The organism is Alkalihalobacterium chitinilyticum (assembly GCF_029028005.1).
Taxonomy (GTDB): domain Bacteria; phylum Bacillota; class Bacilli; order Bacillales; family Bacillaceae_F; genus Alkalihalobacterium; species Alkalihalobacterium chitinilyticum.
Genome location: NZ_JAOTPO010000005.1, coordinates 24,615 through 37,720 on the forward strand (window position 1 = coordinate 24,615; position 13,106 = coordinate 37,720).

18 protein-coding genes and 1 pseudogene are annotated in these 13,106 nt (G+C 36.6%); 18 read left to right on the forward strand and 1 reads right to left on the reverse strand.

The window, feature by feature from the left end:
• Positions 1–62: 62 nt before the first annotated feature.
• From N7Z68_RS08765 to N7Z68_RS08785, 5 genes are all read left to right on the forward strand, one after another.
• Positions 63–725 carry a prolipoprotein diacylglyceryl transferase family protein gene (locus N7Z68_RS08765; RefSeq protein ID WP_275118105.1) on the forward strand — a complete coding sequence of 221 codons (663 nt, stop codon included), beginning with the start codon at positions 63–65 and terminating at the stop codon, positions 723–725.
• On the forward strand, positions 718–1,428 hold the full coding sequence (locus tag N7Z68_RS08770; RefSeq protein ID WP_275118330.1) for a cytochrome c biogenesis CcdA family protein: 711 nt from the start codon (positions 718–720) through the stop codon (positions 1,426–1,428). Before N7Z68_RS08765 ends, N7Z68_RS08770 begins: the two co-directional genes overlap by 8 nt.
• 18 nt (positions 1,429–1,446) lie before the next feature.
• Positions 1,447–2,103, forward strand: coding sequence for a peroxiredoxin family protein (locus N7Z68_RS08775; RefSeq protein WP_275118106.1), 657 nt, complete (start codon positions 1,447–1,449; stop codon positions 2,101–2,103).
• Positions 2,104–2,186: 83 nt separating this feature from the next.
• A complete protein-coding gene (locus N7Z68_RS08780; RefSeq protein ID WP_275118107.1) occupies positions 2,187–2,909 on the forward strand; it encodes a response regulator transcription factor in 723 nt (240 codons plus the stop codon).
• Positions 2,899–4,005: a sensor histidine kinase gene (locus N7Z68_RS08785; RefSeq protein WP_275118108.1), complete on the forward strand. Its 1,107-nt coding sequence runs from the start codon at positions 2,899–2,901 to the stop codon at positions 4,003–4,005. Before N7Z68_RS08780 ends, N7Z68_RS08785 begins: the two co-directional genes overlap by 11 nt.
• Positions 4,006–4,185: 180 nt before the next feature.
• On the opposite strand, the gene N7Z68_RS08790 is transcribed toward N7Z68_RS08785, so the two are convergent.
• Entirely contained in the window at positions 4,186–4,605 is a 420-nt protein-coding gene (locus N7Z68_RS08790; RefSeq protein WP_275118109.1) for a YgaP family membrane protein, read from the reverse strand.
• 183 nt (positions 4,606–4,788) lie between these two features.
• Here N7Z68_RS08790 and N7Z68_RS08795 point away from each other — a divergent pair, with 183 nt between their 5' ends.
• From N7Z68_RS08795 to N7Z68_RS08855, 13 genes and pseudogenes are all read left to right on the forward strand, one after another.
• Positions 4,789–5,361 carry a sulfurtransferase TusA family protein gene (locus N7Z68_RS08795; protein ID WP_275118110.1) on the forward strand — a complete coding sequence of 191 codons (573 nt, stop codon included), beginning with the start codon at positions 4,789–4,791 and terminating at the stop codon, positions 5,359–5,361.
• A gap of 16 nt (positions 5,362–5,377) precedes the next feature.
• The gene (locus tag N7Z68_RS08800) at positions 5,378–5,767 is read left to right on the forward strand and encodes a DsrE/DsrF/DrsH-like family protein (protein ID WP_275118111.1); all 390 of its coding nucleotides are present in this window, start codon (positions 5,378–5,380) and stop codon (positions 5,765–5,767) included.
• A 24-nt stretch (positions 5,768–5,791) separates the two neighbouring features.
• Positions 5,792–6,928, forward strand: coding sequence for an MBL fold metallo-hydrolase (locus N7Z68_RS08805; protein WP_275118112.1), 1,137 nt, complete (start codon positions 5,792–5,794; stop codon positions 6,926–6,928).
• Between the two features lie 88 nt (positions 6,929–7,016).
• Entirely contained in the window at positions 7,017–8,687 is a 1,671-nt protein-coding gene (locus N7Z68_RS08810; protein ID WP_275118113.1) for a SulP family inorganic anion transporter, read from the forward strand.
• 3 nt (positions 8,688–8,690) lie between these two features.
• The gene (locus N7Z68_RS08815; protein ID WP_275118114.1) at positions 8,691–9,245 is read left to right on the forward strand and encodes a carbonic anhydrase; all 555 of its coding nucleotides are present in this window, start codon (positions 8,691–8,693) and stop codon (positions 9,243–9,245) included.
• 134 nt (positions 9,246–9,379) lie between these two features.
• Positions 9,380–9,763 carry a DUF302 domain-containing protein gene (locus tag N7Z68_RS08820; RefSeq protein WP_275118115.1) on the forward strand — a complete coding sequence of 128 codons (384 nt, stop codon included), beginning with the start codon at positions 9,380–9,382 and terminating at the stop codon, positions 9,761–9,763.
• Positions 9,764–9,818: 55 nt separating this feature from the next.
• Complete coding sequence (locus N7Z68_RS08825; protein WP_275118116.1) at positions 9,819–10,178, forward strand: YidH family protein; 360 nt, start codon at positions 9,819–9,821, stop codon at positions 10,176–10,178.
• Positions 10,179–10,274: 96 nt separating this feature from the next.
• Entirely contained in the window at positions 10,275–10,535 is a 261-nt protein-coding gene (locus tag N7Z68_RS08830) for a metal-sensitive transcriptional regulator (protein ID WP_275118117.1), read from the forward strand.
• Between the two features lie 79 nt (positions 10,536–10,614).
• Positions 10,615–10,974: a rhodanese-like domain-containing protein gene (locus N7Z68_RS08835; protein WP_275118118.1), complete on the forward strand. Its 360-nt coding sequence runs from the start codon at positions 10,615–10,617 to the stop codon at positions 10,972–10,974.
• Positions 10,974–11,123 (forward strand): annotated as a pseudogene (locus tag N7Z68_RS08840) (rhodanese-like domain-containing protein); the annotation flags it as partial. The gene N7Z68_RS08835 and the pseudogene N7Z68_RS08840, both read left to right, overlap by 1 nt.
• A 72-nt stretch (positions 11,124–11,195) precedes the next feature.
• Positions 11,196–11,429: a glutaredoxin family protein gene (locus tag N7Z68_RS08845; protein WP_275118119.1), complete on the forward strand. Its 234-nt coding sequence runs from the start codon at positions 11,196–11,198 to the stop codon at positions 11,427–11,429.
• Positions 11,430–11,462: 33 nt separating this feature from the next.
• Positions 11,463–11,858 (forward strand): DsrE/DsrF/DrsH-like family protein, encoded by a 396-nt coding sequence (locus N7Z68_RS08850; RefSeq protein ID WP_275118120.1) that lies wholly within the window; start codon positions 11,463–11,465, stop codon positions 11,856–11,858.
• A gap of 45 nt (positions 11,859–11,903) precedes the next feature.
• Positions 11,904–13,031: an MBL fold metallo-hydrolase gene (locus N7Z68_RS08855; protein WP_275118121.1), complete on the forward strand. Its 1,128-nt coding sequence runs from the start codon at positions 11,904–11,906 to the stop codon at positions 13,029–13,031.
• Positions 13,032–13,106 lie beyond the last annotated feature (75 nt).

A 13,106-nucleotide genomic window follows, 5' to 3' on the forward strand; every position in this document is an offset into this window, starting at 1 on the left:
TTCTTAAACGTTTCTTAATATTCCCGCTGTATAACTGAAGAGAAGAGACAAGGAGGGAAATTATGGAGGAGTTTTTTTCACTGGGTCCTATTCAGCTCCCGACCAAGTGGATCTTTATAGGGCTTGGTTTTGTGGCGGCTTATGTTGCCATGAAAATACGCTTAAAACAAAGTATGTTAAAGGAGAAACTGTTAATTGACTCAATTTTTAATGTTGTGTTAATTGGGTGGATCGTTTGGAAGCTTAGCTATGTATTATTTCATCCGGTATATGCTTTTACGAATCCATTAGGGATCTTATATTTTAATGGCGGACGAAAAGGTCTAATACTAGCTCTTCTTGTTGGATGTATTTATTTATATTACCAATCTATCAAACATAAATTGAAATTAACGGTTTTCATTGATTTATTGTTCACCGGTTTATTAGCAACTTCAATTATCATTTATACGTATCAGGATCAATTGAGCTTTTTATACCACGCTGGTCAGATTGGGTTAGCATTCTTTTTACTAGTTGCTCTATTTAAGCTGGTTAAACCAGTGGGAGAATGGCACCGTTTATCTTTGCTCATTTTAATTTACAGTTTAGGTCAATTCTTTTTACAGTATTTCTCGACCTCGTATGATGTTCTTTTATCGTTTACGTTCGGTCAAGTGCTCTTTTTTGTCATTATTGTTCTTACACTAATTTTTAAAACGAAAGGGGGGGAAACGGATCGATAATTTATCTTTATTTGTCGCCTTCTCAGCAGGAATGCTCTCTTTCTTTTCACCTTGCGTGTTTCCGCTCATACCAGCTTACATCGCTACGTTAACAGGTTCATCAATTAACAATAATAAAGTGAATGCGATGAAGAGAACTGTCATGGTTCGTTCGATCAGTTTTATTCTAGGGTTTAGTATCGTTTTCATTTTACTAGGTGCGTCTGCTAGTTTTATCGGTCAATTATTTTTTGATAATCGTAATCTAGTTGAGAAAATAAGTGGATTTCTCATTATTGTGTTTGGTTTACAAATGGCTGGGTTATTGCAGTTGAAATTTTTAATGCGTGAAAAAAGAGTGCAAATGAATACAAAGAAACATGGGATTGGAAATGCCTTCATTATTGGGGTGGCCTTTGCGTTTGGGTGGACACCATGTGTAGGCATTGTTCTGTCGTCGATTCTGCTTTTAGCAGCATCCGTAGAAACGATGGGAAGCGGGATGTTAATGCTTTCGGTCTATTCACTCGGTTTAGGTATACCTTTTTTCATCTTATCTCTTGTATTAACGTACTCGCTAAAAGCAATAAAAAACGTCAACAAATGGCTGCCTAAACTAAGTGTCATGAACGGGTGGGTGTTGATCGGACTTGGATTGCTGTTATTTACTGGACAGTTTCAAAGACTTAGTGCGTGGTTAGCTCAATTTAGTTTTATTTCTTAAGAGAAAGGACGATTAGTTATGAAACGAAATATCATTGTCATTGTTTTATTAGCTGGTTTAATTACATGGGGCTTGTTGGATTTACGAGGAGAAGACGGGGTGAAAACCGCAAATGAGGAACAAGTCATTCAGACAACAACAGATGTAACTGATCAAACTGCAACTGAAACAGACGGAAATGCGGACACAGAAACCGAACCTGAAAATACGGTTAAGAAAGAACCGAAGGAAGAGGTAATTGTTGGCTTGCAACAAGGAAATTATGCTCCTGATTTTGAACTTGAAACACTAGACGGGGAACTTGTAAAATTATCTGATTTCTACGGTCAAAAAGTCATCCTTAATTTATGGGCCAGCTGGTGTCCGCCTTGTCGAGCTGAAATGCCTCATATGCAAGATTTTTATGAGAAATATAAAGATGACGGCATCACAATCCTAGCAGTCAACCTGACAACATTAGAGCGAAACACAGATGACATCGTTCCATTTGTAAAGGATGAATTTCAGCTTACGTTTCCCATTTTACTAGATGTTGACGGGGAAATTGGTCAAATTTATCAAGCATTTTCCATTCCAACAACTTATATTATAGATACAAGCGGAAGAATTCAGCATAAAGTCATTGGTCCAATGTCTTATGAAATGATGGAACACTTCAAAAAAAATATAGATTAATTGCAGGATTTTCTTTTAGAGTTTAAAGTAATAGTTTAATAGAACAAATCTTTGAAACATATAGGAAAGACAGGAAATGTAACTTGAGCAAACCAGCTAAAAAGGCGGCGGTTAAAGTGAATACGAAAGGTAAATCGATTTTAATTGTTGAAGATGATCTAAAAATCAGACAGTTAATTAAGGTTTATTTAGAACGAGAAGGCTATGAAGTGTGGGAAGCAGAGGATGGGAAGCAAGCAATTGAACTTTATGATCGATATGAACCTTGCTTTACAATTATCGACCTAATGCTCCCTCAAGTCAGTGGAGAAGAAGTATGTCAATGGATCCGGACGGTGAAAAAAAGTGACAGCCCAATTATTATGGTTACGGCAAAAGTGGATGAGACCGATCGAATCAACGGATTAAAAATGGGGGCAGATGATTACGTGACAAAACCCTTTAGTCCCAAAGAACTTGTTGCTCGGGTCGAAGCGGTTCTTCGTCGCACAGCCAATCGCTGTCATAAAATCAGTTATCGAGGGATTACTATTAAACCGTACAAAGGTGAAGTGAATTATGCAGGCAAAGAACTCTCGCTTACTAACAATGAGTGTAAGCTTTTACATATGTTAATGAAAAATCCGAACCAAGTATTGTCTAGAGATCAAATGATTGCAGAATTGTACCCGAATGATGAAAAAGAAATTACGTGGCGAACGATTGATGTTCATGTGCGGAACCTGCGCGAAAAGCTAAGAAAAGTCGATGCTCCTGATTGTATCCAAACTGTAAGAGGGATGGGGTATCAATTTGATGCGTTTTAAACGAAATTTGAATCAGTTTATTAAACGCAAACTAATGTGGAAACTAACGCTTATCAATAGTATTGTGATCGGGTTGGTGATTTGGTTAGTCGGTATCTCAGTCAAAGACTATGCTTGTTATTTAATAGAAAAAGAAAATGCTCTTAGTGTAGAGCAACGGCTTGCGTTTATCGAAGGGATGGACACTTATCTTTTATTCGCAGTGATATTGTCAGTCATCATTGCAGCTGTTATCCATTTTTATTTTATTTCTCGATTACTAGACCCACTGCACAGTCTAACGAATGCAACCACAGAGATTATAGAAGGAAAATATCCTCAATTAACTGAAAACACCGCCCAAGATGAGATCGGTCAATTAACGCTACACTTTAATGAAATGGTCAATTATATGAAGAAGATTGAAGAAAACAGAGAAAAGATTACAAGAGATGTTGCCCACGAATTACGTACGCCGCTAACGAACATCAATGGTTACCTAGAGGCATTAAGTACTGGCGTCATCAAAGGTGATAAAGATTTATTTCAATCGCTTCATGAGGAGTCTTTACGTTTAACCCATTTGGTTGAGCAATTGCGACAAATTAATAAGTGGAACGTACATGAGCAAGACACTGCAAATTATGAATGGGTCTCGATGAAATCACTATTGGAACAGGCGCTGCATCATTTTCAAATGGAGCTTCAAAAGGAAGCGATCATCGTAGACCTTCAACTATGTGATGCCACACTGTTTGTGAATAAAAACGGATTACTTCAGGTGATCTACAATTTAATCGAAAATGTCCATCGGTATGATCAAGGGAAGTGGATGAGAATAAAAGGGGGTGTCAACGACCAACAGTACAAACTCCAAATATCGAACGAGGGTCTTCCTATCCAGGTTGCCGATTCAGACCAACCATTCGAACGATTTTATCGAGCTGAAGCTTCACGTAACCGCAACACTGGTGGTTCAGGATTAGGGCTATCAATCGTTAAAGAAATAATTGAGAGTCATAACGGGGAAGTCGGTTTTTCTACAGAAAATAATATTCATACGTTTTGGTTTACGATTCCATTATCAAGTTCTCAAGGCCAGATGAATGATTTATAAGTTATCGACATTAAAAAGTCCGACTCTGATGATAGATAATAACTCGCTTGATGCAAACGATAAGTAAGAATTCAAAAACATTAGGATGTTTTCCTAATGTTTTTTTGATGATGCCCTTTTAGTTAACTAGCAATATGCAATTTTTTAAATCGATCACCGTGAACTTTTTTTCTATTCATTTCAATTCAATGACCAATGTAAATTCTTTTTCTCTAATATAGCTAATAATGCATTTCGCTCTTTTTGAATTTCAGTAGCGGTACGAACACCGAGACCTCGAATCACAGGTAATGGGGGACACCATCCTTGAAGAGCATGTCGTAATAAAAAGTATCCAACCACTCCTGAAAACAAGTGCCAACTTTTATTTTTAGTAAAGCCCAAAAATGTTCCTGCTAATATAAAGCTAGCTGCTGAGGTTTCTAATAGTCTTTCTGTATCCCATTCTTGATCCAATTCCATTAATCGCTTTAATATGTCTTCCTTACTTTTATACTTAAAACTTTCAATCGATACCCGTGTAGTTTCTGCAATTTTTTCATTGATTTCTTTCGATGTATTAATTGAAACTCTTGCTGTTGTAGCGGGGAGTAATGCCATTTAGTTTCACCTCACTTTTATTATGAAATCAATAAACGAACAATATGCATCAATGTATGGTATTGTGCCCATTCTCAACCATCAAGATAATGGAAGAACATCCATCAAAGGGACAAACCTATAGCTGTATTTTAATTGATAAGTCAAAAAATAATATACATGTTATGAAGGGAGGTAATTAACTTGGAAGTTACTGTAAACAAGATCTTAGATGCAAAAGGTTTAGCGTGTCCAATGCCAATCGTAAAGACAAAAAAAGAAATTGATACCCTTGAACCCGGGCAAGTAATGGAAATTCAAGCAACAGATAAAGGGTCTACAGCTGACATTAAAGCATGGGCTGGTAGTACAGGCAATCAGTATTTAGGAACTGTTGAAGATGGAGAAATTCTAAAGCATTACCTTCGTAAAGCAAGTGCAGAAGAAGAGAAATCCGAAACCGCTCACCCTCATGTTACTAGCCTAGATAATTTATTAAAGAAAGTAGAAGGAAATGAAAAAGTTACAGTTCTAGATGTTCGGGAATCTGCTGAGTATGCTTTCGGTCATATTCCAGGAGCTGTGCATATTCCACTTGGAGAACTTGAACAACGTTTTGAAGAATTAGATAAAAATGATGAAATTCATGTTGTTTGTCGTAGTGGTAGTCGAAGTGATTTAGCGGCGCAAAAGCTGTCGGAAAAAGGTTTTACGAACGTCAAAAATGTCGTTCCTGGAATGAAAGATTGGACAGGACCGACTGAAAAAAAACATTAATGAAGGAGTGTCCCAAATGAAAATCGCAATTATCGCTGCTAATGGTGGCATGTTCGATGCTTATAAAGTTTTTAATATAGCTACAGCAGCCGCTGCTACTGATGCTGAAGTCGGTATATTTTTTACCTTTGAGGGACTTAATCTGATTCATAAAGAAGCTCATAAGAATTTGCCAATGCCAGCTGGTGCAGAGCACTTTCAAGAAGGTTTCCAAAGAGAGAATGTTCCTCCAGTAGATCAACTAGTGGGAATGGCAACTGAAATGGGAGTTAAAATGATTGCTTGTCAAATGACTATGGATGTTATGAGTTTAGAAAAAGACCAGTTTGTGGATGGTGTTGATGTCGGTGGGGCGGTAACGTTTTTAACGTATGCAAAAGATGCAGATATTACCTTAACGTTTTAACTCTTAGAAAAAGGAGAGCTTTTGATGAGCCAAGATACTGCAGTAAAAGGAATTTCCGTTAAAGATTTAACCCAAAAAATAATTGCTGGGGATCGCGTGTTTATACTAGATGTTCGAAATACAGGTGATTTTGATGACTGGAAAGTAGAAGGAAAAAATGTTGAGGTTATAAATAAACCTTATTTTGACTTAATCGAAAGCGTTGATCCGATTATGGACCAACTTCCTGAAGGAGAACCGATTTATGTTGTTTGTGCAAAAGGCGGTTCCTCTGAATTCGTTGCTGAACAAATCGCCAATAAAGGGTACGATAATGTGTATTCGATTGAAGGCGGTATGAATGCGTGGAGCGAACATCTTGAGCCGATTAAAATTGGTGAGCTCACAAATGGGGGAGCTATTTATCAATTTGTTCGTATTGGTAAAGGGTGTCTATCTTACTATATTGAGTCCAATGGGGAAGCGACAATAGTGGATACTGTTCGGATAACAGCCCCGTTTGAGCAATTCATCAAGGAGCATAACGTGAAGCTTACTCATGTTCTTGATACACATCTTCATGCTGACCATATATCAGGTGCAAGAGCGATGGCTGAAAAATACGGGGCAACGTATCACTTACCTCCAAAAGATGCCGAAGAAGTAACCTTTAGTTATACACCATTAGAAGATGGTAACGAGATTAAAGTAGGTGACGTTACGATTAAAGCCGTTTATTCACCGGGGCATACAATCGGAAGTACGTCCTTAATTATTGATGATAAATATCTGTTAACTGGTGATATTTTATTTATTGACTCGATTGGCCGCCCCGATTTAGCAGGTAAAGCAGAGGATTGGGTGGCTGACCTAAGACAAACGCTATATCAACGTTATAAAGAGTTAGCTGATAACCTCATCGTCTTGCCTGCCCATTACATGGGTATCAATGAAATGAATGAGGACGGTAGTATATCTAAGAGTCTTGGAAATTTATATGATGAAAACCATGGCTTAAATATTCATGAAGAAGATAAATTTAGAAAAACAGTAACTGAAAATTTACCGCCTCAACCAAATAGCTACCAAGAAATTCGTGAAACAAATATGGGTAAAATAACACCAGATACCGATAAGCAACGCGAGATGGAAATCGGGCCTAACCGCTGTGCGGTTCGTTAAGTGTTCATATAGTTTCTTGGAGACAGAAAAGGTTGCGTAATTTGCAACCTTTATACATAAAACTTTTGAATATAAAGGAGTAATAAATATGCTTAAGAAGTGGGTACCTGCATTTGAATGGCTCCCAAGCTATAAGCCGGCAGATTTAAGGGGGGATTTTTCAGCAGGTTTAATTGTAGCGATTATGCTTATCCCTCAAGGTATGGCTTATGCAATGCTGGCTGGATTACCGCCAGTCATTGGTTTATATGCTTCTACAATACCATTAATAATTTATGCCTTGTTTGGAACATCTCGGCAGTTAGCGGTTGGACCTGTAGCTATGGTTTCTTTGTTAGTACTAGCTGGTGTTTCAACCCTAGCAGAACCAGGAACAGATAGGTATATTTCGTTAGTATTACTTCTGATGCTAATAATTGGCCTTATTCAGTTTTTAATGGGTGTTTTTCGATTAGGGTTTTTAGTTAATTTTTTGTCGCATGCTGTTATAAGCGGTTTTACATCGGCTGCAGCAATCATAATAGGTTTAAGTCAATTAAAACATTTACTCGGTGTAAATTTAGAGGCTGAAAAAGATGTATTTAGGATTTTATGGGAATCATTTCAGCGCATTCTAGAAATAAATCCAATTACTTTGTCAATAGGTGTTGTTAGTATCTTATTGTTAATTTTATTAAAACGATGGGTACCAAAAGTTCCGGGTCCATTAGCTGTAGTTGTGTTAAGTATTTTGACGGTATACCTTTTCCGGCTTGAACGTATGGGGGTAAAAATAATCGGTGAAGTCCCAAGTGGGCTACCGACGTTCACCTTACCTTTCATTCAATTAGCTGACCTAATAGCTTTACTACCAATTGCGTTAGCTATTTCATTAATCGGGTTTATGGAATCGATTGCAATGGCTAAGGCGATTGCAACAAAAGAAAAATATAAGGTCGTTCCAAATAAAGAATTGGTGGCTCTTGGCTTAGCCAACGTTGGTGGCTCTTTTTTTGCTGGCTATCCAGTGACAGGTGGCTTTTCTAGATCAGCTGTTAACTACCAAGCAGGTGCAAAGACGCCATTAGCCACAATGATTACAGCCTTTCTTATTATCTTCACATTATTATTTTTTACGGGCTTATTTTATTATCTTCCTAATGCCGTGCTAGCTGCAATCATTATGGTAGCGGTTTATAGCTTAATTGACGTAAAAGAAGCTAAGCACCTCTTTAATGTTCGAAAGCTAGATGGCTGGACGTGGGTGATTACCTTTCTAGCCACACTATTTATTGGAATTGAGCAAGGTATTTTGATTGGGGTTGCATTTTCTTTACTTTTATTTATAGTTCGTAGTGCTTATCCACATATTGCTGAGTTAGGTTATTTACCAGAAAAAGGCGTATATCGAAATATAAAACGCTATCCTGAGGCAGCGACTGATCCAGATATAATAATCTTTCGAATTGACTCTTCTCTTTATTTTGCTAACATGACGTTTTTAGAGGATAAACTTTGTGAACGGATTGGCGAAAAACCACAAACCAAATGGATTATTCTCGATTTTACAGGTGTGAATTCAATAGACGCCGTAGCGATTCATTCACTAGAAGAAATCATAGACACTTGTCGTAAAGGAGAAATTCAATTTCTTTTTGCAGGAATTAAAGGTCCAGTTATGGATATCTTGAAAAAAGCAAAATGGGATCAGAAATATAAAGAACATGTAACGTTTCTGTCAATTGACGAAGCATTACAGGCAATCAAAGAAGGAGCTTAGAATATGGAGCTATTGGAACTAAGAAAAAAGAATGAGGAATTTATTAAAAAAATAAAAGAAACAGATCCTGCCTTTTTTGATGATCTAAAAAAAGGACAGACACCTGAATTTTTTGTTTTGTCTTGTAGTGACTCTCGAGTAAGCCCTTCTGTCATTACACAAATGCCACTCGGTCACATGTTTGTTCACCGAAACATCGCCAATCAAGTTCATACCGAAGATGAAAGCTTTTCAGCAAGTCTATATTACGCGCTTAAACATCTAAAGGTAAAAAAAATCATAATTAAAGGGCATACTGACTGTGGTGGGGTGAAAGCCGCATGGTCTGGATTGAATGATGACGAACTAAATGGTTGGTTATCGAAAATTCAAACTAGCCTACCCTCGAGAAACAACCAGAAAGAAGTATCTATTGATGAACTAACTAAAATCAATGTATTAGAACAAGTGAATCATTTGAAAGAACATCCCACTTATAGAAAGTACGGCACGGATGTAGAAATAATAGGTTGTTTGTTCCACGTCGAATCGGGAGAAATTGAGCGAGTCACTACTTAACTCTAAGAGAAGGAAAAGTAAGAGGTTTTATTTGACTTTAATTGATCTGGTGATATACCGTTATAGGTATAAAATTACCACAGTGAGGCTTATTAATTTCACCAACAAAAATAAATTAGAAAAGGAGAATGCTTATGTTTCATTATACTGTAGAAACAAATCAATCAGTCAAAGAGACGATTAAAAGACTTGAAGCCAATTTATTAGAAGATAAATTTGGTGTACTATGGGAATTTGATGTACAGCAGAAGTTAAACCAAACAGGATTAGAATTTGATCAATCCTTTACCGTTCTAGAGGTATGTAATCCACAAGAAGCGAAGCGAGTTCTTGATAATAATAAATTAGTAGGTTATTTCTTACCATGTAAGATCGTAGTTTATACGGAAGATCAAAAGACAAAAATTGGAATGCCAAAGCCTACAGCCCTAATTCAGACAGTAAATGACATCGAGTTAAATCAAATTGCCCAGGACATCGAAGAACGATTGATTGCTTCAATTGACAAGAGTATATAAAAAGGTAAGTTGTCTTGAATTTGAGGCTTGACCACTCGATGGGGAGGAGTTACTTATGAAAGAAAAAAACGAGACACATGAATCAAAATACATTCAACAGCATTTAGCTAACGAAAGAACGTACCTTGCTTGGATCCGAACGGCCATTGCGATTATTGGGATCGGCTTTTTAGCAACGACGCTGCATTACAATACCCCTCTTGCTGATATTTATGACCAAACGCTAGCCATATTCATTAGTGTATTTTCCTTAATCTTAGGTCTTTTAACCATTACATTAGCCACCTTTATTTATTTAAGAAATCGTAGAAATATAAATGCGCAAACCTTCCATTCTTCTTTTAAGCTCATTATTTTTATGACCACATTTATTGGTTTTATTTTATTTGTGTTTGCTATTTATTATTTAATTTAATAAAAAGATTTGACATTATACCTAGTAGGGTATATTATAGTAATTGTAAAGCACATAAAATCAAGGAAACATTCCCAGATTAATGGAGGGATAACAATGATGTATACCGATCAAATGAGAAATAGAGTTAAACGCGTTGAAGGACAAATCAAGGCGATCTTGCGTATGATGGAAGAAAACAAAGATTGCAAAGATCTTGTTGTCCAATTATCTGCAGCTAGAAACGCATTAGACCGAACATTAGCTGTAGTGGTTAGTGCCAATCTAGAACATTGTGTTAGAGAGCAACTACAAAAGGGAGAAAATACCGATGCACTGATCCAAGAAGCTGTGAACATGTTGGTTAAAAGTAGATAGTTAAGGGTTTTTTTAGATTGAAATATACCTATAGGGGTAATTAAAAGTTGTAATGAGCTTACAGTCAAGGAGGAAATGAATGGAGTACTTAAATTATATCATTCCAATATTTCTCGTTTTATTTTTAATTAATAGATTCATGCCAGCAAAAGGTGTTAGACAGATCACTACAGCTGAATTAAAACGAGAATTAAACAAAAAAGACGTTCAACTGATTGATGTCCGAACACCTGGAGAGTACAGGTCTAATCACATAAAAAGGTTTAAAAACATTCCACTTCATGAACTTTCGAATAAAGTAAATCATTTAACGAAGGAAAAGGAAGTAGTTGTTATTTGCCAAAGTGGGATGAGAAGTAATAAAGCGACGAAGATGTTAAAAAAGTTAGGATTTGAAAAAGTAACAAATGTCAAAGGTGGTATGAGTGCTTGGCATTAATGCACGAACTAGATAAATCAAAAGAGTATATTATGGTTTGCCGATCTGGTGCGAGAAGTGCAACTGCAGTCAACTTTTTAGAAAGCTACGGCTTTAATGTCACTAACTTATCTGGTGGAATGAACGCTTGGACTGGAAAGGTGATCTAAAAATTTTTGTTTAACCAAATACCCATTGAGGTATATGGATTATAAAGAATAAGGTGAAAGGGGATTTTACAAATGAAAAACATTACGGTCTATACAACAAACTCATGTCGCTACTGTGTGATGCTAAAAAACTTCTTAATGGAACAGAACATTCCGTTTAATGAAGTGAATCTTGAAACGAACCCAGCATTAATGGAAGATTTGGTTCGAAAAACTGGTCAGTATGGGGTTCCACAAACAGAAATTAATGGTCAATGGGTGTTAGGTTTTGATCCAAATTCAATTATTAATCTATTGAATAAATAGTAATACTAATTACAATTTTAGGAGGATTTTATAATGAGTGGAAAATTAGCAATTATCGCAAGTAATGGTGGACTATTTGATGCATATAAAGTATTTAATGTAGCAAATGCTGCTGCAGCAACCAATCAAGAAGTAGCTATTTTCTTTACATTTGAAGGCTTAAACTTAATTCATAAAGAAGCACACCAACAGCTTCCAATGCCTGAAGGAAAAGAACAATACCAAGCTGGCTTTGAAAAGGCACAAGTTCCATCTATTCCAGCGCTAGTCCAAATGGCACAAGAAATGGGTGTGAAACTGATCGGCTGCCAAATGACAATGGACGTAATGGGATTAGAGAAGGACCAATTTGTTGACGGTATTGATGTAGGTGGAGCTGTAACATTTTTAGAGTTTGCGAAAGATGCTGATGTAAGTTTAACGTTTTAATCCTATATTTTTTTAATTAAAATTATACTAATGGGGGTATGCAAGATGACTGTAAAAGCAATGGAAGCTAAAGAAGTGACGAAGAAGGTTTTTAACAAAGAAGATTTATTTATATTAGACGTTCGTAATGAAGCAGACTTTGCAGATTGGAAAATTGAAGGAGAGAACTTTAATTATTTTAACATTCCATATTTTGATTTATTAGATGGTGTTGAAGGAATTATCGATAAAATTCCTACTGATAAAGAAATCTTAGTGGTTTGTGCAAAAGAAGGTTCTTCAATCATGGTAGCAGAAATGCTTTCTGAAGAAGGTTTAGACGTTTCTTACCTCAAAGGTGGAATGAAAGCTTGGAGTGAGCACTTAGAGCCGGTTAAAGTTGGTGATTTAACGGACGGTGGTGAACTGTACCAATTTGTACGTATTGGGAAAGGTTGTTTATCTTATATGGTCGTTTCTAACGGGGAAGCTGCTATTATCGACTCAACGCGTATGACGGATGTTTACACTGATTTTGCTAAGGAAATTGGTTCAAAAATTACGCATGTATTTGATACACATCTTCATGCTGATCATATTTCAGGTGGACGTACAATTGCTGAACAAACAGGTGCAACGTATTGGTTACCGCCAAAAGATGCAGAAGAAGTAACATTTGAATACGCACCATTAGAAGGTGGAACCGATGTGAAGATCGGTAATACAACGATCAATATTCACGCCCTTTATTCTCCAGGCCATACAATCGGATCAACATCATTTGTAGTTGATGAGAAATTCTTACTTTCAGGAGATATTCTTTTCATCGACTCAATCGGTAGACCAGACTTAGCTGGAAAAGCTGAAGATTGGGTAGCTGACTTAAGAGAATCACTTTATAACCGTTACCGTGAATTATCAGAGGATTTAGTTGTATTACCAGCTCACTTTATGATTATCGATGAACTCAATGATGATGGTAGTGTATCAGAAAAATTAGGTACATTATTCGCCAAAAATCATGGCCTCAATATCACGGATGAAGATGAGTTCAGAAAAATCGTTACTGAAAACTTACCGCCACAACCGAATGCATACCAAGAAATTCGTGAAACGAATATGGGTAAGATTACTCCAAACGAAGATGAAAAGCGTGAAATGGAAATAGGACCAAACCGTTGCGCGGTTCGCTAAGTAGTATACTGAATTGAAAATAAGGAAGGGATGATCTCCCTTCCCAAATATAAGAGAAACCTATAATAAACTTAA

What these genes read in the sequence shown, in the direction of transcription:
- N7Z68_RS08855 (WP_275118121.1), top strand. Translation starts at nt 11,904, where the DNA reads ATGACTGTAAAAGCAATGGAAGCTAAAGAAGTGACGAAGAAGGTTTTT.
- N7Z68_RS08800 (WP_275118111.1), top strand. Translation starts at nt 5,378, where the DNA reads ATGAAAATCGCAATTATCGCTGCTAATGGTGGCATGTTCGATGCTTAT.
- N7Z68_RS08810 (WP_275118113.1), top strand. Translation starts at nt 7,017, where the DNA reads ATGCTTAAGAAGTGGGTACCTGCATTTGAATGGCTCCCAAGCTATAAG.
- N7Z68_RS08850 (WP_275118120.1), top strand. Translation starts at nt 11,463, where the DNA reads ATGAGTGGAAAATTAGCAATTATCGCAAGTAATGGTGGACTATTTGAT.
- N7Z68_RS08805 (WP_275118112.1), top strand. Translation starts at nt 5,792, where the DNA reads ATGAGCCAAGATACTGCAGTAAAAGGAATTTCCGTTAAAGATTTAACC.
- N7Z68_RS08845 (WP_275118119.1), top strand. Translation starts at nt 11,196, where the DNA reads ATGAAAAACATTACGGTCTATACAACAAACTCATGTCGCTACTGTGTG.
- N7Z68_RS08815 (WP_275118114.1), top strand. Translation starts at nt 8,691, where the DNA reads ATGGAGCTATTGGAACTAAGAAAAAAGAATGAGGAATTTATTAAAAAA.
- N7Z68_RS08765 (WP_275118105.1), top strand. Translation starts at nt 63, where the DNA reads ATGGAGGAGTTTTTTTCACTGGGTCCTATTCAGCTCCCGACCAAGTGG.
- N7Z68_RS08785 (WP_275118108.1), top strand. Translation starts at nt 2,899, where the DNA reads ATGCGTTTTAAACGAAATTTGAATCAGTTTATTAAACGCAAACTAATG.
- N7Z68_RS08820 (WP_275118115.1), top strand. Translation starts at nt 9,380, where the DNA reads ATGTTTCATTATACTGTAGAAACAAATCAATCAGTCAAAGAGACGATT.
- N7Z68_RS08775 (WP_275118106.1), top strand. Translation starts at nt 1,447, where the DNA reads ATGAAACGAAATATCATTGTCATTGTTTTATTAGCTGGTTTAATTACA.
- N7Z68_RS08825 (WP_275118116.1), top strand. Translation starts at nt 9,819, where the DNA reads ATGAAAGAAAAAAACGAGACACATGAATCAAAATACATTCAACAGCAT.
- N7Z68_RS08830 (WP_275118117.1), top strand. Translation starts at nt 10,275, where the DNA reads ATGATGTATACCGATCAAATGAGAAATAGAGTTAAACGCGTTGAAGGA.
- N7Z68_RS08790 (WP_275118109.1), bottom strand. Translation starts at nt 4,605, where the DNA reads ATGGCATTACTCCCCGCTACAACAGCAAGAGTTTCAATTAATACATCG.
- N7Z68_RS08835 (WP_275118118.1), top strand. Translation starts at nt 10,615, where the DNA reads ATGGAGTACTTAAATTATATCATTCCAATATTTCTCGTTTTATTTTTA.